17 protein-coding genes are annotated in these 18,259 nt (G+C 45.3%); 15 read left to right on the plus strand and 2 right to left on the minus strand.

Annotated features, from left to right (window positions below; all coding sequences use genetic code 11):
- Positions 1 to 85: 85 nt before the first annotated feature.
- The 8 genes from ACRRSX_RS02745 to tuf all read left to right on the plus strand — a co-directional run bounded on the left by ACRRSX_RS02745 (position 86) and on the right by tuf (position 6,012).
- Complete coding sequence (locus ACRRSX_RS02745) at positions 86 to 469, plus strand: RidA family protein (protein WP_432454741.1); 384 nt, start codon at positions 86 to 88, stop codon at positions 467 to 469.
- Positions 470 to 471: 2 nt separating this feature from the next.
- Entirely contained in the window at positions 472 to 870 is a 399-nt protein-coding gene (tusD, locus tag ACRRSX_RS02750) for a sulfurtransferase complex subunit TusD (RefSeq protein WP_432454740.1), read from the plus strand.
- Positions 867 to 1,226 carry a sulfurtransferase complex subunit TusC gene (gene tusC, locus ACRRSX_RS02755; protein WP_432454739.1) on the plus strand — a complete coding sequence of 120 codons (360 nt, stop codon included), beginning with the start codon at positions 867 to 869 and terminating at the stop codon, positions 1,224 to 1,226. Before tusD ends, tusC begins: the two co-directional genes overlap by 4 nt.
- 1 nt (position 1,227) lies before the next feature.
- Positions 1,228 to 1,503 (plus strand): sulfurtransferase complex subunit TusB, encoded by a 276-nt coding sequence (tusB, locus tag ACRRSX_RS02760; protein WP_432454738.1) that lies wholly within the window; start codon positions 1,228 to 1,230, stop codon positions 1,501 to 1,503.
- Positions 1,504 to 1,648: 145 nt separating this feature from the next.
- On the plus strand, positions 1,649 to 2,023 hold the full coding sequence (rpsL, locus tag ACRRSX_RS02765; RefSeq protein ID WP_248714063.1) for a 30S ribosomal protein S12: 375 nt from the start codon (positions 1,649 to 1,651) through the stop codon (positions 2,021 to 2,023).
- A gap of 94 nt (positions 2,024 to 2,117) precedes the next feature.
- Positions 2,118 to 2,588, plus strand: a complete 471-nt coding sequence (gene rpsG / locus ACRRSX_RS02770; RefSeq protein ID WP_432454737.1) for a 30S ribosomal protein S7 — start codon at positions 2,118 to 2,120, stop codon at positions 2,586 to 2,588.
- A gap of 78 nt (positions 2,589 to 2,666) precedes the next feature.
- A complete protein-coding gene (gene fusA, locus ACRRSX_RS02775) occupies positions 2,667 to 4,760 on the plus strand; it encodes an elongation factor G (protein ID WP_432454736.1) in 2,094 nt (697 codons plus the stop codon).
- Positions 4,761 to 4,827: 67 nt separating this feature from the next.
- Complete coding sequence (tuf, locus tag ACRRSX_RS02780) at positions 4,828 to 6,012, plus strand: elongation factor Tu (protein ID WP_432454751.1); 1,185 nt, start codon at positions 4,828 to 4,830, stop codon at positions 6,010 to 6,012.
- A 314-nt stretch (positions 6,013 to 6,326) separates the two neighbouring features.
- Here tuf and ACRRSX_RS02785 read toward each other — a convergent pair whose 3' ends face one another.
- Positions 6,327 to 8,861, minus strand: a complete 2,535-nt coding sequence (locus ACRRSX_RS02785; protein WP_432454735.1) for a hypothetical protein — start codon at positions 8,859 to 8,861, stop codon at positions 6,327 to 6,329.
- A gap of 217 nt (positions 8,862 to 9,078) precedes the next feature.
- Between ACRRSX_RS02785 and oxyR the strand changes: the two genes are divergently transcribed.
- Positions 9,079 to 9,969 carry a DNA-binding transcriptional regulator OxyR gene (oxyR, locus tag ACRRSX_RS02790; protein ID WP_432454734.1) on the plus strand — a complete coding sequence of 297 codons (891 nt, stop codon included), beginning with the start codon at positions 9,079 to 9,081 and terminating at the stop codon, positions 9,967 to 9,969.
- Here oxyR and ACRRSX_RS02795 read toward each other — a convergent pair.
- Positions 9,966 to 12,554, minus strand: a complete 2,589-nt coding sequence (locus ACRRSX_RS02795; protein WP_432454733.1) for a penicillin-binding protein 1A — start codon at positions 12,552 to 12,554, stop codon at positions 9,966 to 9,968. The genes oxyR and ACRRSX_RS02795 overlap by 4 nt on opposite strands.
- A gap of 158 nt (positions 12,555 to 12,712) precedes the next feature.
- Between ACRRSX_RS02795 and pilM the strand changes: the two genes are divergently transcribed.
- The 6 genes from pilM (at position 12,713) to aroK (ending at position 18,256) form a co-directional block, all read left to right on the plus strand.
- The gene (gene pilM / locus ACRRSX_RS02800; protein ID WP_432454732.1) at positions 12,713 to 13,789 is read left to right on the plus strand and encodes a type IV pilus assembly protein PilM; all 1,077 of its coding nucleotides are present in this window, start codon (positions 12,713 to 12,715) and stop codon (positions 13,787 to 13,789) included.
- A complete protein-coding gene (locus ACRRSX_RS02805) occupies positions 13,782 to 14,357 on the plus strand; it encodes a PilN domain-containing protein (RefSeq protein ID WP_432454731.1) in 576 nt (191 codons plus the stop codon). The genes pilM and ACRRSX_RS02805 overlap by 8 nt, the downstream gene beginning before the upstream one ends.
- Entirely contained in the window at positions 14,357 to 14,953 is a 597-nt protein-coding gene (locus tag ACRRSX_RS02810) for a type 4a pilus biogenesis protein PilO (protein ID WP_432454730.1), read from the plus strand. The genes ACRRSX_RS02805 and ACRRSX_RS02810 overlap by 1 nt, the downstream gene beginning before the upstream one ends.
- Complete coding sequence (locus ACRRSX_RS02815) at positions 14,953 to 15,477, plus strand: pilus assembly protein PilP (RefSeq protein WP_432454729.1); 525 nt, start codon at positions 14,953 to 14,955, stop codon at positions 15,475 to 15,477. The genes ACRRSX_RS02810 and ACRRSX_RS02815 overlap by 1 nt, the downstream gene beginning before the upstream one ends.
- A gap of 10 nt (positions 15,478 to 15,487) precedes the next feature.
- Positions 15,488 to 17,569 carry a type IV pilus secretin PilQ gene (gene pilQ, locus ACRRSX_RS02820; protein ID WP_432454728.1) on the plus strand — a complete coding sequence of 694 codons (2,082 nt, stop codon included), beginning with the start codon at positions 15,488 to 15,490 and terminating at the stop codon, positions 17,567 to 17,569.
- A 171-nt stretch (positions 17,570 to 17,740) separates the two neighbouring features.
- Positions 17,741 to 18,256, plus strand: a complete 516-nt coding sequence (gene aroK / locus ACRRSX_RS02825) for a shikimate kinase AroK (protein WP_432454727.1) — start codon at positions 17,741 to 17,743, stop codon at positions 18,254 to 18,256.
- Positions 18,257 to 18,259 lie beyond the last annotated feature (3 nt).

An 18,259-nucleotide genomic window follows, 5' to 3' on the forward strand; every position in this document is an offset into this window, starting at 1 on the left:
AATCGATGGTTAGCGCAAAATATTTGACAAGCGTATCCCCAAGTCACAGACTCCGGTTTTTAATATTAGTATTGAAGAGCATATTATGAGCAAACAAATTGTATCAAGCGATGCAGCACCTGCTGCGATAGGTCCATATTCTCAGGCAACAAAAATCGATGAATTGGTGTTTACTTCAGGACAGATCCCTTTAGTTCCAAGTAGCATGGAAATTGTCGATGGCGGTATTTCTGAGCAAACTCGTCAAGTGATGGAAAACTTAATGGCGGTATTAGCGGCTGCTGGTGCAGACCGGACCACGGTATTTAAGACTACTTGTTTTTTGAGCGATATGGCTAACTTTACTGCATTCAATGCTGTGTATGCTGAATATTTTCCGGAAAATGCGCCGGCGCGTTCTTGTGTTGAAGTTGCGCGTTTACCCAAAGATGTTCTGGTTGAAGTTGAAGCTATCGCTCACATTAAGTAAACATGCTAAAAAATCTAAATTATGCCTTGGTTGTTACCAGTCCCTTATATGGTCGACAGGGCAGTGCGACTGCTCTAAATCTGGCAAATGCGATTGTTCAACAGGGGCATGCATTGAATACCGTATTCTTCTATTTAGAAGGGGTTTCCAATGCCATCGTGAGTGCTCTTCCTGCGAGTGATGAAGTTGACTTTCATCAAGCTTGGCTGGATCTGAAGGTCCGTGCCAATTGTGAGTTGTTAGTATGCAGTGCTGCAGCGTATCGACGTGGGGTTGTGACCCAGCAGGATGCGCAAAACCATGGTCTTGAGAGTTGGTCGATGAGTGAGCATTTTAGTATGTCCGGATTAGCCGAGATGTCGATGGCCATGCTTGCTGCCGACCGGGTGGTTCAACTGTGAATAAGGCATTAGTGTTCATTTTTGCGACTCCGCCTCATGGAACTTCTCTCGCCCGTGAGTCGCTCGATGCTTGTTTAGCGGCTTCAGCCGTGACCGAGGATGTGGTGGCTTACTTTGACGGTGAGGGTGTATGGCAGTTGTTGGTGAACCAACAGCCAGCAGGCATTTTGCAGCGGAATATTTTACCGACCTATGGTTTACTTGAGTTATACGATGTAGAGCAAGTTTTTGTTAATCCTTTGGCGTTAGCCGAGCGAGGACTGACACTGGAGCAATTGGCTATCCCTACAAAGGCATTGGCAAGTCAGGATTTTTGGACGCGTTATGGGCATGCCCATGCGATATTAAGGTTTTAAAATGCTTCATATTATGCGTCACAGTTATGCAAGTTCAGAGTTTCAAGCCTGTATCCAACAAATGGACGTTGACAGCCATTTGGTGTTGATTGAAGATGCTGTGTATGCCTTAGTCAAAGCTGATGCAAAGTTAGTGGCGTTAAGCGCACAGGGCCGTTTATCGGTGTTGTTGGATGATATGCAGGCTCGCGGACTTAAGATTAGCTCCTTTAATGCTATCGATTATCAACAATTTGTTCAGCTCACGGTAAGCCATACCCCCTGTCTCACTTGGTAAGCTATCCCTCAAGACTAAAAAATATTAGATTTAGGTGATTCGCAAGTCTTGACTCTTATCCGCGCAACGCATAAAATTTCGCCTCCCCAAAATAGGGGATAGATTTTTTTCACATGTTTAAATGTAATTTCAGGAGCTATTTCGAATGGCAACGATTAACCAGTTGGTTCGTAAGCCACGTGCAAGCAAAGCTGTAAAAAGCAATGTACCTGCACTTGCTGCGTGTCCACAACGTCGTGGTGTATGTACTCGTGTATATACCACTACTCCAAAAAAACCTAACTCAGCATTACGTAAGGTCGCTCGTGTTCGTTTAACTAACGGATTCGAAGTAACTTCTTACATCGGTGGTGAGGGTCATAACTTACAAGAGCACTCAGTGATCTTGATCCGTGGTGGTCGTGTTAAAGACTTACCAGGTGTTCGCTACCACACCGTACGCGGCGCATTAGACTGTGCTGGCGTAAGTGATCGTCGTCAAGGACGTTCAAAATACGGCGCTAAACGTCCTAAGTCATAACGGCTCTCCGTTAAGTAAGGCCAAACATTTAGTTATAGCGAAATTTTTTTAAAATTCGTTTTGGGGAAACCTGAAGCATACCGGAGATATTCAAATGCCTAGACGTCGAGTGATCGGTCAACGCAAAATCTTGCCAGATCCTAAGTTCGGATCAGAACTTCTGGCTAAGTTCATCAACGTAGTAATGGTTGATGGTAAGAAATCTATTTCAGAAAAAATTGTTTATGGTGCATTAGACGGTGCAGCTGAGAAATCAGGCAAGTCTCACCAAGAAATTTTTGAAATTGCTCTTGAAAACGTGCGCCCATCGGTAGAGGTTAAATCTCGCCGTGTTGGTGGTTCTACTTACCAAGTACCTGTAGAAGTACGCCCTGTGCGTCGTAACACTCTAGGTATGCGTTGGATGGTAGATGCAGCACGTAAACGTGGTGAAAAATCTATGGCTTTACGTCTAGCGGGTGAAATCCTAGACGCGAGCGAAAACAAAGGTTCTGCGGTTAAGAAACGTGAAGACGTTCACCGTATGGCCGATGCAAACAAAGCGTTTGCTCATTACCGCTGGTAATTGCTTGCACAGCTGCTTAAAACAGCTGTGCTGCTTTCTATGTGAGACTAAGGATATTTCCTTAGCAAGAGGATAACAATGGCTCGTACAACTCCAATTGAGCGCTACCGCAATATCGGTATCTGTGCTCATGTTGACGCTGGCAAAACAACAACTACAGAGCGAGTCCTTTTCTATACCGGTCTATCTCATAAAATTGGTGAGGTACATGATGGCGCAGCTACCATGGACTGGATGGAACAAGAACAAGAACGCGGGATTACGATTACTTCTGCGGCGACGACCACTTTTTGGCGTGGTATGAATGCCCAATTTGAAGAACATCGTGTCAATATCATCGATACTCCTGGGCACGTTGACTTCACCATTGAAGTTGAACGTTCGTTGCGGGTATTAGATGGTGCTGTAGTTGTATTTTGTGGTTCATCAGGTGTTGAACCTCAATCTGAAACAGTGTGGCGTCAAGCCGATAAATATTCAGTGCCACGATTAGTATTCGTGAACAAAATGGATAGGGCTGGTGCAGATTTTGAACGGGTAATTGAGCAAATCCGTGATCGTTTAGGTGCTAATTGTGTACCTATTCAACTTAACATTGGTGCTGAAGAAGGATTCGTTGGAGTTATCGACCTAATTAAAATGAAGGCGATTAACTGGAGCGAAGCGGACCAAGGGACCACCTTTAACTATGAAGACATTCCAGCTGAATTAGTCGCCCGAGCTGAACAGCTTCACGAAGAACTCGTGGAAGCTGCTGCAGAGGCTAGCGATGAGCTTATGGATAAGTACTTGGAAGAAGGCGAGTTAAGTGAAAGCGAAATCAAGTTTGGCTTGCGTAAACGCACGCTAAACAACGAGATCGTGCTAGCGACATGTGGCTCGGCATTTAAGAACAAAGGTGTACAAGCTGTGCTTGACGCTGTTGTTGAATATTTGCCGGCGCCAAATCACGTTGCCGCTATTAAAGGTTTGGACGAGAAAGACAACGAAGTTGACTGTCCAGCAGATGACGATGCACCTTTTGCTGCGTTGGCGTTTAAAATTGCGACCGACCCATTTGTGGGAACGTTAACCTTTATGCGTGTTTATTCGGGAACGGTTGAAACCGGCACTGCGGTGTATAACTCGGTTAAACAAAAACGTGAGCGTCTTGGTCGTATGGTGCAGATGCATTCAAACGACCGGAAAGAGATCAAAGAAGTTCGTGCTGGTGATATTGCCGCTGCGATTGGTCTCAAAGACGTCACCACGGGTGACACTTTATGTGATATGAACAATAAAGTGGTTCTTGAGCGAATGGAATTCCCGGAGCCGGTGATTCAAATTGCGGTTGAGCCTAGAACTAAAGCAGACCAAGAAAGAATGGGTGTTGCTTTGGGGAAATTGGCCGCTGAGGATCCGTCGTTCCGCGTAGAAACTAATGAAGAATCTGGACAAACCCTTATCTCAGGTATGGGTGAGTTGCACTTAGATATCATCGTAGATCGCATGAAGCGTGAATTCAACGTGGATTGTAATGTAGGTAAACCTCAAGTTGCTTATCGCGAAGCGATTCGCAAGCAAGTTGAAGTGGAAGGAAAGTTTGTGCGTCAATCAGGTGGTCGTGGTCAATATGGTCATGTTTGGTTGCGTATGGAACCTCTAGAGCCAGGTGCTGGTTACGAATTTGTCAATGAGATTGTTGGTGGTACTGTTCCTAAGGAATACATCCCAGCGGTAGACAAAGGCTGTAAAGAGCAAATGGATCAGGGTGTGCTGGCGGGTTACCCAATGCTTGACGTTAAAGTCACTTTATTCGATGGTTCGTACCACGATGTTGACTCTAACGAAATGGCGTTTAAAATTGCCGGTGCAATGGGCTTCAGAAAAGGCGCATTGGATGCTGATCCAGTATTGCTTGAGCCGATGATGAAAGTAGAAGTTACAACTCCTGAAGATTGGATGGGAGATGTAGTGGGTGACTTGAATCGTCGTCGTGGCATAATTGAAGGCATGGACGATGGACCTGCGGGCTTAAAGATTATTAAGTCTAAAGTGCCGCTGTCTGCAATGTTCGGCTATGCTACAGATCTACGTTCGGCAACTCAAGGGCGTGCGTCGTACTCGATGGAGTTCACCGAGTACAGTGAAGCGCCCAAGAATGTTGCTGATGCTATTATTGAAGCAAAATAAACTAATTCAACTATGATTGATTTGTCTCTGGTTGAGGCAGGTCGGAATGGAAAAGAAGGTACATATCGTGTCTAAAGAAAAATTTGAACGTAATAAACCGCATGTAAACGTTGGTACTATTGGCCACGTTGACCACGGTAAAACAACTTTAACAGCGGCTATTACTAACGTATTGGCAAAAGTATACGGCGGTGAAGCAAAAGATTTCGCAGCAATCGATAACGCTCCAGAAGAGCGCGAGCGTGGTATTACAATCTCAACTTCACACGTTGAGTACGATACACCGACTCGTCACTATGCACACGTTGACTGTCCTGGACACGCCGACTATGTGAAAAACATGATTACCGGTGCTGCACAAATGGACGGCGCTATCTTAGTAGTTGCTTCTACCGATGGCCCAATGCCACAAACGCGTGAGCACATTCTGCTTTCTCGTCAGGTAGGTGTACCTTACATCATCGTATTCATGAACAAATGTGACATGGTAGATGATGAAGAGCTTCTAGAATTAGTAGAAATGGAAGTACGTGAACTTCTATCAGAATACGAATTCCCTGGTGATGACTTACCAGTGATTCAAGGTTCAGCTTTGAAAGCCCTAGAAGGCGAAGAAGCATGGGAAGCAAAAATCATTGAGCTTGCAGAAGCTTTAGATTCTTACATTCCAGAGCCAGAGCGTGACATCGACAAGCCATTCCTACTACCAATTGAAGATGTATTCTCAATTTCAGGTCGTGGTACCGTGGTAACCGGTCGTGTTGAGCGTGGTATCATCAAAGTTTCAGAAGAAATTGAAATTGTTGGTATCAAAGAAACCACCAAAACAACTTGTACTGGTGTTGAAATGTTCCGCAAATTGCTTGACGAAGGTCGTGCAGGTGAGAACTGTGGTATTTTGTTACGTGGTACCAAGCGTGATGACGTCCAACGTGGTCAAGTATTGGCGAAACCAGGTTCAATTACTCCACACACCAAGTTCGAAGCTGAAGTATACGTACTAAGCAAAGATGAAGGTGGTCGTCACACACCATTCTTCAAAGGTTACCGTCCACAGTTTTACTTCCGTACAACTGACGTAACTGGTGCGGTAGAGCTTCCAGAAGGCGTAGAAATGGTTATGCCTGGCGACAACTTGAAATTTGTTGTTGAGCTAATCTGCCCAATCGCGATGGACGAAGGTTTACGCTTCGCAATCCGTGAAGGTGGCCGTACAGTAGGTGCGGGTGTTGTAGCTAAAATCTTCGAATAAGAACTTAGCACAAGCAAGAAAGGTCGCTTAGGCGGCCTTTTTTATTGCCTCAAGAAAAGTAAATAGCATCATCCTGCTTAGCAGGTCTTAGCAGGTCTTAGCAGGTCTTAGCAGGTCTTAGCAGGTCTTAGCAGGTCTTAGCAGGTCTTAGCAGGTCTTAGCAGGTCTTAGCAGGTCTTAGCAGGTCTTAGCAGGTCTTAGCAGGTCTTAGCAGGTCTTAGCAGGTCTTAGCAGGTCTTAGCAGGTCTTAGCAGGTCTTAGCAGTAGTCCATAAAAAAGCCAGTCATTGACTGGCTTTTTATTACGAGAGGTGGCTAGCCGGCATCAATAATGGCGATGGAACGAGAGCTCTCTACTCCCCCAGGGCTAGTTACAGTGACCGTCATCGTGCCTTCAGTGCGGTTGTTCGGACTACTTTCCTGTATCACGCTAAGGCCAATTAAATCACATAGCCGCACACCGTCAGGCACTGTGAAGGAGGTTTGTCCGGATAGTTCACCATTATTAGAGCCGATAGATACGGTGGTACCAGCTGGCATTTGGTTACCATTAAGATCTTGAACTGTAATCACTAAACCCTGAGATGAAACTGCGGTTAAATCAACACTGCTGACTGGACTGGTGTTAGTGGTATCAGAAATCAGAATGTTAGCGCCAGAGGTGGCCATAATGAGTACCACAGAATCGCGCACTTCGACCAAGTCACGGGTACATAAACCGTTAGTGTCCGAATCTACAATACAAGATAAGCCATTAAACAGTTCTACGATGGAACTAGCTGGTACCGTAGAGTCCTTGATACCAGTCGCGCTGTCGTACTCATTGTTTTCGTTGTAATCTCGGAATCGCTCCTCAACATTGACACTATCATGGTTAATGATGCCAGCTACATCGTAGCTACCATTTTCATTACTATCCACAAAGGCTTCACCAAGAGCGGTGAATGTTTCGCCAGTATCATATATGCGATTACCATTGACGTCAGAGTAGTACTCTTGGCCGACGGTTACCGCTAATACTGAGGCTCGCCCCACGCCATAGCGGTTGTTGCCTTGAGTGTTTACTAGGTCTCCAGGAATGTAACCAGGTGCATTACAGCTGCCTGCCGGAAGATCGTAGAGGTGACCTTTCGGGCGGGGGTTTTGGCTTGCCCAGCTAACCGAGCAGCTACTGTTGGTATCTTCGCCACTAGTTTTACAATTGCCTGAAATTTGGCCGCCATCGCTTTCAAATACGATGGTCGTATCATTAGGGATGGGATTGTTGTTTTCATCACTGACCCTCAGAGTTAGGGTGCTATTTACGCCATCGATCCCCCAAGCCTCTAAGGCTAAAGTGCTCGCCGATAACGACATACTTTGCTGTGAAGGCACGCCAGTATGAATCGCAAGCGCGTTGGAAGTGCTGGAGATGATGCTGCCAGTGTCGGGGTCACTAAAGCTTGCATTGACCACGACCGTTCCTGACATGTTTCCGCTCGTGACACGGGTCAGTACTTCACCAGATGCATTGGATTGAGCTATTAGCGGGCTGATTTTTACGCCGTGTAGTTTTGAATCGAGTGCAAAAGTGACCTCTTGACCAGATTTGGGCTTGCCTGTTGGATCGGTGACAACATAAACCAGCTCGGCGATGGTTTCACCCACCGATTCTTTCAAATAAATGGTTTGTGGCGTTGCTGACTGGAAGGTAATTCCGCTGGCTTTGGTTGTGGCAATATCGATAACATAGTTTTCAGGGTCAATCACGCTGATACTCGGCGTCACAGTAATCGTATCACTGCCGCTACAACCATCAGCCTGATAAATGGCAGTTGCAACGCCGTTTACAGTGGTCACTGAATCTGAAATCTTGGCAAGATCTTGGGCGCTGCAACTAGAAGCAAAGCCTATCGCCACAGGGGTTGTATATAGGTCACCTTGACTATCGGTAATTGTGGCACTAATACTAGCCGTTGCGTCAGAGCCCAAAGTTGCGCCATCAGTGAGGCTGGAACTTAGGGTCATCATTAGGTTGGCTTGACCTACTTGATAGTTGGCGCTAGTAGTGACGCCTAGTTCGCTATTGCTTGCGACTAAGCTATCTGCACCAGTTGTTTCCAATTGAGCGAACAAAGTAGCAATCCCCAAGCCACTCTGGTCCGTCAAGATCGTTTCTGCGCTCAGGTCTGCGTTGGTCGTTGATAATGAAATCAGTTCGTTACTTGCGGGAGCTCCGCCTGTATAGCTTAAGCGAGCGACTGCTGTAATGGGCGATTCGATAGAAAGGCTATTGGTTACGTTACATCCGGTGGGGATTTGATCTCGTGCTACACCATTGCAGTCGTACAGAGCAAGTTGAAGCTCATTTAAGCCGCCGGAACCACCAGAGTTGATTTGCACTTGGTAGTTCTCTGTGGCCGTAACAGTGGCGGTTTCTCCATTGCTCTGATAGCTATAAGTAGCGATAACTGAGTCTGCATTGGTGGCATCGGTACGTGCGCTCATTGTTGTATGACCGATGCCATTATCACCAATCAGAATGGTGGTTGCTTTAAGTTCAGCACTACTGGTACTCAGACTGACCAGTTCATTCGCGATAGCGCTCGCATTTGAGAGTGTGACTACAACGTAGGTATCAGTATCACTGGGAACGGTATTAGTTTTCACACACCCCTGCGGAATTAATGCAGTATTAATCCCATCCGCACAGGTATAAAGGGCAATACCGATTGAAGCGGTGGTGCTTGAGCTGGTCCCACCATCGCCACCACTGCTGCCCCCACCGCTGAGGTCGACACTGCCGTCTCCCCCACACGCGAATAGTATTGAACTAACGAAAATTAATAAGCTGTGTTTGAACCACACCATGGTTATTCCTCCGTGAACCGATACGACCTGTATTCGGAAATCCTGATAGTTTACTTATATATCATATCTAAGCGTTTCTTGGCATTACCGTGTTTGTGAATGCGAGCTTTATAGCAAAGTTTCTTAGATCGCGACTTAGCCTACACGAGTTACTCGCTTACAGTATGGTTGATTGAGACGAAGCAGCGTATTATTAGCTGTAATTAAAGGAGAATGCATGAACCTTCGTGATTTAGAGTATTTAGTGGCTTTACAAGAGCTGAAGCATTTTCGCAAAGCTGCGGAAAAATGTTTTGTCAGTCAGCCGACTTTGAGTGGTCAGGTTGCCAAGTTAGAAGAAGAGTTGGGCTTGTTGTTGATCGAGCGAACTTCTCGCAAGGTGATTTTTACGCATGCTGGCGATGAGTTGGCTGCTAAGGCCCGACAGATCCTGCTCGAGGTAAAGGGCCTTAAAGATATGGCGAAGAGCTTTCAGGCACCAATGGCTGGCCCCTTACATATGGGCTTAATTCCTACTTTGGCGCCGTATTTATTGCCGCAAATAGTGCCACATATTCGTTCTGAATTTACCGATATGGCCCTGTTTCTTTATGAGGAACAAACACATATCTTGTTGCAACGCTTAGAGGATGGTGATTTAGATTGCCTGTTGTTGGCTTATCTTCCTGAAATGGAACGTTTTGGTTCGATCGATTTATTTGATGAAGCGTTAGTGCTCGCCATGCCTTCTCAGCATAAGTGGCAGCATCAGGCTCACATTGAATTGACTGAATTAAGAGGCGAGCAATTGTTGATGCTGGAGGATGGCCATTGTTTGCGTGATCAGGCCATGGGTTACTGTTTTGCGGCTGGGGCGAAAGAAGATAACAGTTTTAAGGCGACCAGTCTTGAGACTCTAAGACATATGGTGGCTGCGGGCATGGGGATCACTTTATTGCCACAGCTGGCTATCCCTCTGGAAACTGAGCAAAATGGCATTTGTTATCGCCATTTTAGCGCTCCTGAGCCGAGCCGACGGATTAGCCTGTTATATCGTAATAACTCGGTACGTCGACCCTGCTTTAATCAATTAGCCGCCCTGATTAAGCGGCATACTCACTTTGATTAAAATAGTTCGTCTTCAGCATCAAAGACTGAACCACTGCTCGGTTTAACATACTCGCTAGGTTCAGTTCCTTTTTCAAAGTATTCGAATCGAGTCGTGTAATCGCTGGCGGTAGTTAACAAGCCGCTGGCGCGGTCTATCCGCACCGTACTTATATTTTTAGGGATTGACCAAGGTTGTTCAGGGATCCCTTCTAAGCCTACTTTCATGAAGTCAATCCAAGCGGGTTGCGCAGTTCTGGCTCCAAACTCTTTCCCTGTGACTTGATCTTTGCCTAAATTAGCATTGTATGAGGCTTCACCTAATTCGCGATTGAAATCGTCAAATCCTATCCAAGATGTGACCACTAAGCCGGGGCCGAAGCCCGAAAACCAAGCGTCTTTGGCATCATTGGTGGTACCTGTTTTACCGGCAATATCGTGTCGTTTTAGCTCTCTTGCTGCACGCCAACCTGTGCCATTCCAACCTGTTTTATGTGCCCAACTTCCTCCGCCCCAAATGACGCTATTCATCGCTTGTGAAACCAAAAAAGCATTTTGTGAACTAATAATTCGTGGCGCCAAGTCTTCTGTTTCAGCAAATGAAATCGCACATTGTTTTAGTGGATCGCCAGTTTGTTCAAGTAGCTCATCTAAGTCTGGCGCATGATTAATAATCTCATGGCAATCATCACAGGCGACTTTCGGTAACTGCTGGAAGATCACATGGCCTTCGCCATCTTCTATTCGGTCAATAAAATAAGGACTGACTAAATAGCCGCCATTGGCAAAAGAGCCGTAAGCACTCGCCACTTGCATCGGAGTTAATGACGCTGAGCCTAGAGAAAGTGATTCGTTGCGGGGGAGCTCATTCGCAGGAAAGCCAAATTTGGCTAAGTGCGAAATCATCGTATTGATGCCTAAGTCGCGCATTAAACGCACCGAAATAACATTTTTAGATTTTGCCAATCCCACTCTCAAACGGATCGGACCATCGTAAACTGGCGGTGAATTTTTGGGACGCCATGCGACGCCCATCGCCTGATCCCAGCGATTAATTGGGGCATCATTTTCTAAGCTCGCTAAGGTCATACCATGTTCAAATGCGGCGGAGTAGAGGAAAGGTTTAATATTGGAACCCACTTGCCGGCTGGCTTGAGTCACGCGGTTAAATTTACTCTGATTAAAGCTAAAACCGCCAACCAGTGCTTCTATTGCACCATCCAGCGGAGAAATCGCAATCAGTGCTGCGCCAGCATCTGGAAGTTGTGATAGTTGATAATGAGTCAACTCTGATTTTTGGGCTTCGCTGTTGTTTGGCGCAGTTGAATCACTACTTGAGTCTGGACCCGTTTCAGCGCTTACTTGGTTGAGGGCGACAACCCAAATAATATCTCCAGCAGTGAGCACTTCAGTGGCTGTTTTAGGCGCCGGCCCTTGCCGGGTATCACTAATAAAACGGCGAGCCCACTGCATATTATCCCAGTCGATCACCCCCACTTCCCCTTGTTTGGTCACGATGGTCGCTTGCTGTTCGGTGACCGATATCACCGCTGCAGCGACAAGTTCTCCATAGTTAGGAAAGTTGGCTAATTGTTCACTGATTTGTTGAGGCTCCAAGGCGGGCTGTCCGGGTTTCCATAGCTGGTCTATTGCTCCGCGATACCCATGTCGTTGGTCATAATTTAATAGGTTTTTGCGCAATGCTGAGGTGGCCGCATTTTGCCGTTTAGCTGTAATGGTGGTGTATACATCCATGCCGGATATGTAGGCGTCTTCACCAAATTGTTCAAGGATCTGCTGGCGGACCATTTCTGCAAGATAGGGAGCCGGTAACGTAATTTCTGCACCATGGTAGGATGCAGTAATTGGGGCTTGATTGGCTTCATCGAAGCGAGCCTGGTCAATATAACCGGTCTCTAGCATTCTTCCTAAGACGACTCTTCGGCGATCACGAGCGCGTTCTGGTGAACGAATTGGATTGAGTGCAGAAGGGGCTTTCGGCAGCCCTGCAATGATCGCGATTTGGGCGAGAGTTAATTGGTCTACCGTTTTGCCGTAATAGACTTGCGCAGCGGCTCCAACGCCGAAGGAACGGTAGCCTAAAGAAATCTTATTAAGATATAGCGATAAAATTTCATCTTTTGATAGCTGTTGCTCAATCTTAAGGGCTAAGAAAATTTCTTTAATTTTTCGAATATAGGTTTTTTCACGACTTAAAAAGAAATTTCGGGCAACTTGCTGGGTGATGGTACTTGCTCCTTGGCTTTTCTCGCCAGTTGCAAGTAGATTAACCGCTGCTCGGGTGATACCGATCGGGTCAATGCCTGGGTGAGAATAAAAACGCGCGTCTTCGGTGGCAAGGAAGGCATGAATCATCTCATCAGGGATATCTTCAATGGCTAAGGGGATCCTTCTTTTTTCTCCAAATTGCGAGATTAACTCGCCGTCGGCACTGAATACTCGCATCGGCGTTTGCAGCTGGATGTCGCGCAGAGTGCTTACGTCTGGTAACTGCGGCGCGACATAAAAATACAGTGCGGTGACTGCGACTAAGCCGAGGCTAGAACCTAAGAAAATTAAAAATAACAGTCTTTTAAGCCATTTCATTACTAAAGTTGTACTCTGTATCGAAAGAACCGTCGATTATATCGTCAAATTGTGACCTGTTTCGACAACTTTCTTAAGATCTATTAGCGTATAGATCAATTACTAGTTATTCTTTATCTACAGGTAACTGTTTAATTTAAAAAGATAGTTGGCGGGTCATGATACTAGGGATAGGTAAAAAGACATCGGCTGCGTTGTTAGGGATAGATTTCGGCTCTGCTACCATCAAAGGTCTGCTACTCTCAAAATCTGCTCAGGGGTTTAAAGTAGAGGCGGTTGCGGAGGTCGTTACACCAACTGGCGCACTGGTCGATAATCAAGTCGTTTCTCCAGAAGAGATTACGGCGTCTTTACGCGAATTAAAAAGAAAATTTCCTTCCCGTAATCGTCAAGTGGCGACTGCTGTCGCAGGTAGTCACGTGATTACCAAAATCATATACATGGACAATAGTTTGTCCGATTTGGAGCTAGAGACTCAAGTTGAGCTTGAGGCCGAAAACTCAATCCCCTTTCCTATTGATGAGATCAGCCTTGATTTTGAAGTCCTCGGTAGTAACGAAAGTGATGCGAATCGTAACAATGTATTATTAAGTGCGGCACGTACCGAAGCGGTTAGCATTCGCGCCGAAGTATTGGCAAATGCTGATTTCGAAGCCAAAATTGTTGATGTTGAGTCGCATGCCTTAGGCCGAGCTTGGCATTATTTATTGCATCATCAAGAAGATGAATTTGACGATAGCAAAATCATTGGCTTGGTCGATATAGGTGAATCCACGCTCAATTTTGCTATCCTCAATAAAGGTGAAGTGGTTTACAACCGCGCCCAAAACTTTGGCGGTGCCCAATATACACAGCAAATCGCTAGTTTTTACAGCTTAAGCCTGGAAGAGGCGAAAGAGATGAAAATTAGTGGCCGTCTACCCGAGAACTATGAAATTGATGTTTTCGCTCAGTTTGTTAGCGGGGTCATTCAAAACGTTCGTCGGCAAGTGTCGCTATTTTTGAGTTCTAGCGGATATAAGTCTTTGGATGCGCTTGGCGTGAGCGGCGGTAGTGCTTTGTCTGACGAATTAGTCTTACAGATGCAGAATGATTTAGAACTGCCAGTTATCAAGGCTGAGCCTTTCAATCATTGCCAGTTTGATCGTTCTGTTGATCCCGACGGATTACGCCGCGATGGAGGGAAGTATATGGTGGCTTTGGGTCTTGCTTTGAGGGGTTTTGATAATGTCTAACATTAACTTGCTTCCATGGCGGGAAGAGCTCAAGGCAAAACAAAGGCGTGATTTTTGGCTGAGTTTGGGGGTCGCCGCTGGCCTTACCTTATTCGCTTCATTTGGGGTGCAAAACTATTATACGAGTCTGCAAAATAAGCAACTTGCGCGTAATCAGTATTTAGAAACTGAAATAGCGGTCCTCGACCAGCAAATTGGTGAAATACGTAAAATAAAAGAGCAGAAAAAAAGCTTAAATGAACGAATCAGCTTGATTCAGAAGTTGCAAGAAAGTCGTAATGTTCCAACCAAAATATTCAACATCCTACCATTGATTTCGCCAGCCGGAGTTTATCTGGATAGCTTAACTTTTCAAAATTCCTTGATTAGCCTCGATGGGAAGAGCGAAGCCAACTATCGAGTCGCGAGTTTAATGCGCAATATTGAGCAAAAAACTTGGTTAGGTAGCCCCAAGATTAGTTCCATCGTCGCTTTATCGAACAAACAAGCGGATATGGAGCTGAGTAAGTTTCAACTTGAATTCGTCGTTAAGTTGGGTCTGCCAAGTGAAAAAGTCGGAGCTAAGTAATGGATTTACAACAGCTTAATGAATTAGATTTAGAAAGCATCGGCACTTGGCCTCGGCCTGCAAAAATAATATTCATTGGTCTCATTTGTGGCTTGATTGCGGCAGGATTTTATTACGTTCAAGTATCAGATGAACAAACCAAGTTGGCTCAATTTGAAGCACAAGAACAAGAGTTACGTAGCAAATTCGAAATTAAAGCTGCTTTAGCAAGTAACTTGCCTGCTTATCAGGCGCAAATACAGCAGATGCGAGATGCCTTTTCCTCTTTGCTCAAACAGCTGCCCGAAAAACATGAGATCCCAGGTTTGCTAGACGAGTTGAGTTTTATCGGTATCGATAATGGCTTAGAGTTTCACCGTATTAACTGGGAGCCAGAAGTTGAACGTGAGTTTTCAACTGAGTTACCGATAAAATTAGAAGTGAGTGGAACTTACCATCAGTTAGGTGGTTTTGTGAGTGCCGTTGCCGCTTTACCGCGAATTGTGATTCTCGATGATATTTCGCTGAAAAAACAAAAAGACGGCGCAGTTTTAACGATGGCGATGTTAGCGAAGACCTACCGTTATAAAGAGAAAATAGAGCCTAAGGATAAGTAATGAGAGCAATCATATTAGGGCTAAGCTTGCTTACATTATTTGCTTGTGGGGGCTCCAAAGATGATTTACAGCAATATGTCATGCAAGTGAAAGCGCGTAAGGTTTCGGTGAAACAAGATGTGCCAGAAATTAAGCCTTTTGAGCATCTTGCTTACCAGGCCGATAACCTAAGAAACCCTTTTACGAGCCCTGTTCCTGAAGCGGAAGCGATTGCTCTAGCCTCTGAAAAGGAATGCTCTTTAGCACCGAATTTTGACCGTGAGAAACAACCACTCGAACAGTATTCTTTGGCGAGTCTAACGATGCGCGGGATCATGGGGGATGGTGCAAACCTATGGGCCTTAATTGATGTTCCTAGTGGTGAATTGTATCGAGTGAGAGAAGGTAATTTTCTAGGCTTGCATAACGGTATTATCATAAAAGTTAGTCAGCTCGGTTTAGATATTAAAGAAGTCGTTTCTGATGGTGAAGGCTGTTGGAATGAGCGAAATACTCAGCTTTTGCTTTCGAAAGTGGAACAATAGGATAAATGGCATGAAGGGAAGAATGCTGCAAGGTATCTGCAACAGTAGCTTAATATTCGCGGGGCTTTTCTGTTATGCAGCTCAAGCTTGGGCTAACGCCCAGTTAATTCAGCTGAATACCAACCCGATGATTAAAGGCGCGGTAGAAATTGAATTACTATTTGATGCGCCTATCGAGCAGGTAAATGATCACCTCGAATACTCTCCTAATCAGTTAGTGATTGACGTTGCAAATGCCAGCTCCGCACTGAAGGTTAATCCTTTGATTATTGGCCGAGGAGGGGTGAAACAAGTACAAAGCTTACAGACAGAGTCTGGTTTACAACTCGTTTTGGCCTTGGAAAGCTTAGTTCCATATCAAGTACAACAAGACTCTAAACGGCTGCTGATTAAGTTAGGTGCGCTGCCTACTACTGCCACCGCAAGCAATTCTAAGTCTACAACGGTTAACAATGCTTTTGAAACCGCCAGTCGTGTTGAGCATGCTACGATCAATCATATTGAAGGCATCGATTTTCGGCGGGGCAAAGGTGGAACCGGCCAGCTGATGATTGATCTGAATAATCGCTCTATCGCTGCCGATATTAAACGACGCGATAATAGTTTGATTGTCGATTTTTATAATACCGATATTGCCGACGAAAATGTTTATGTGATGGATGTGAATGACTTCGCAACCCCAGTCGATAATGTTGAAGTCTTTAAAGATGAGGCGAAGGTGCGTTTAGTCGTGACGATTAACGGGGCTTTTGATTATCGTTATGATCAATCAGGAGAACTGTTTCTGGTTGAAGTTAAACCTTTGCAAGCGGAAGAAGTCGCGAAAGTTGCGTATCAGGGCAAGCCCATTTCTCTAAATTTTCAAGATATTCCAGTACGTACCGTGCTGCAATTAATTGCTGATTTTAATCAATTAAATCTAGTCACAACGGATTCCGTGGTTGGTAATATCACCTTGCGTATGGATGATGTTCCCTGGGAGCAAGCTCTCGATATAATTTTGAAAGTAAAAGGTTTGGATAAACGCCTTGATAATAATGTGTTGTTAATTGCGCCTGCGGCAGAGTTGGCTGAGCAGGAACGACAACAATTAGAAAGCGCTAAGCAAGTTGCCGATTTAGCCCCTCTGTATTCAGAATATATCCAAGTGAATTACGCGAAGGCTTCTGACTTATCGGCCTTGCTTAAAAATGAGCAGGCGTCGATGTTATCCGAGCATGGTTCGGTGAGTGTGGACGAGCGAACCAATACCTTGTTGGTAAAAGATACCGAAGACTCGCTAAGCGATATTAAGGCGATGATTAAGAAATTGGATGTCGCGGTTCAACAAGTTGTGATTGAAGCGCGCATGGTTACGGTACTTGATAGTGTCAGTGAAGAGCTCGGTGTACGCTGGGGGGTGACTAATTCGGGGTCAGTCGGTGGTAGCACTGGGATTACAAGCGGAAGCTTAGAAGGTGTTGATAGCGTCGTCTCTGGCGACATTCCAGCCTTGGACGATCGCCTAAATGTTAACCTTCCGGTCACTGATGCCGCAGGCTCGATTGCTTTTCAAGTGGCTAAGCTCGCGAATGGACAAATTCTCGATCTAGAATTGTCTGCCTTGGAGCAAGAGAATAAAGGCGAAGTGATCGCCAGCCCAAGAATTACTACCGCCAATCAAAAGGCGGCCTACATTGAGCAAGGTCGAGAGATTCCTTACGTAGAAAGCTCGTCTAGCGGGGCAACGGCGGTGACCTTTAAAAAGGCGGTGCTAAGTCTTAAGGTGACTCCGCAGATTACCCCAGATGGGAATGTTATTTTGGACTTAGTCATTACCCAAGATTCCGAAGGTGAAGCCGTTGCTACCTCTACCGGGACAGCGATTGCCATCAATAAACAGGAGATTGGAACTCAGGTCTTGGTGAAAAACGGCGAAACGATAGTCTTGGGGGGGATCTTTCAGCAGCAAACAACTGACTATGTGAAAAAAGTTCCGATATTGGGCGATATTCCGGGTTTAGGTGTATTGTTTAGAACCACGACTCAAAGCGTAGAAAAAAATGAATTATTGATTTTTGTTACCCCAAGGATCCTGGTTGATAGTCTCTAGGAAAATCAGAGTATCGGGTTTAATCTGAGTCAATCGTGGTTGAAGGTGATTTTGCGGTTGCCAAAGTCCCCTTCATGCTGAGATAATCGCGCCCTGATCTTTTTACTAAGGTTGGTACATTAGGTGCCCGCATTGCGGGGAGAAAATAGACAAAGATAAATTTGAAGAAGCATGGCTGAGAAACGAAATATCTTCCTTATAGGACCGATGGGTGCTGGGAAAAGCACCATTGGTCGTCATTTAGCACAGCAATTACATTTGCAGTTTTACGATACAGATCAAGAGATTGAACGCCGTACTGGCGCGGATATCGCTTGGGTATTTGACGTAGAAGGCGAAGCTGGTTTTAGAGTCCGAGAAGAAGGGGTTATTGATGATCTGACCCAACTTCAAGGCATCGTATTGGCCACCGGAGGTGGTTCAGTCATTAGTAAAGAAAACCGTAATCATCTTTCTGCTCGCGGCATAGTGGTTTATCTAGAAACGACCATTGATAAGCAGTTTGCTAGAACACAACGCGATAAACGTCGTCCTTTATTACAAAGTGATGAGCCAAGAGAGGTCTTGGAAAATCTAGCTGAAGAACGTAATCCGATGTATGCAGACGTAGCTGACTATACGGTTAAAACAGATGATCAAAGTGCCAAAGCAGTGGCTAACCAAATTATTGAACTTTTAGGATTCTAAGCT

Origin of the sequence: Agarivorans sp. QJM3NY_30, assembly GCF_050870855.2 — a bacterium.
GTDB lineage: Bacteria > Pseudomonadota > Gammaproteobacteria > Enterobacterales > Celerinatantimonadaceae > Agarivorans.

What these genes read in the sequence shown, in the direction of transcription:
- ACRRSX_RS02805 (WP_432454731.1), top strand. Translation starts at nt 13,782, where the DNA reads ATGTCTAACATTAACTTGCTTCCATGGCGGGAAGAGCTCAAGGCAAAA.
- ACRRSX_RS02795 (WP_432454733.1), bottom strand. Translation starts at nt 12,554, where the DNA reads ATGAAATGGCTTAAAAGACTGTTATTTTTAATTTTCTTAGGTTCTAGC.
- pilQ (WP_432454728.1), top strand. Translation starts at nt 15,488, where the DNA reads ATGAAGGGAAGAATGCTGCAAGGTATCTGCAACAGTAGCTTAATATTC.
- ACRRSX_RS02815 (WP_432454729.1), top strand. Translation starts at nt 14,953, where the DNA reads ATGAGAGCAATCATATTAGGGCTAAGCTTGCTTACATTATTTGCTTGT.
- fusA (WP_432454736.1), top strand. Translation starts at nt 2,667, where the DNA reads ATGGCTCGTACAACTCCAATTGAGCGCTACCGCAATATCGGTATCTGT.
- pilM (WP_432454732.1), top strand. Translation starts at nt 12,713, where the DNA reads ATGATACTAGGGATAGGTAAAAAGACATCGGCTGCGTTGTTAGGGATA.
- tusD (WP_432454740.1), top strand. Translation starts at nt 472, where the DNA reads ATGCTAAAAAATCTAAATTATGCCTTGGTTGTTACCAGTCCCTTATAT.
- ACRRSX_RS02745 (WP_432454741.1), top strand. Translation starts at nt 86, where the DNA reads ATGAGCAAACAAATTGTATCAAGCGATGCAGCACCTGCTGCGATAGGT.
- ACRRSX_RS02785 (WP_432454735.1), bottom strand. Translation starts at nt 8,861, where the DNA reads ATGGTGTGGTTCAAACACAGCTTATTAATTTTCGTTAGTTCAATACTA.
- rpsG (WP_432454737.1), top strand. Translation starts at nt 2,118, where the DNA reads ATGCCTAGACGTCGAGTGATCGGTCAACGCAAAATCTTGCCAGATCCT.
- tusB (WP_432454738.1), top strand. Translation starts at nt 1,228, where the DNA reads ATGCTTCATATTATGCGTCACAGTTATGCAAGTTCAGAGTTTCAAGCC.
- aroK (WP_432454727.1), top strand. Translation starts at nt 17,741, where the DNA reads ATGGCTGAGAAACGAAATATCTTCCTTATAGGACCGATGGGTGCTGGG.
- ACRRSX_RS02810 (WP_432454730.1), top strand. Translation starts at nt 14,357, where the DNA reads ATGGATTTACAACAGCTTAATGAATTAGATTTAGAAAGCATCGGCACT.
- oxyR (WP_432454734.1), top strand. Translation starts at nt 9,079, where the DNA reads ATGAACCTTCGTGATTTAGAGTATTTAGTGGCTTTACAAGAGCTGAAG.
- rpsL (WP_248714063.1), top strand. Translation starts at nt 1,649, where the DNA reads ATGGCAACGATTAACCAGTTGGTTCGTAAGCCACGTGCAAGCAAAGCT.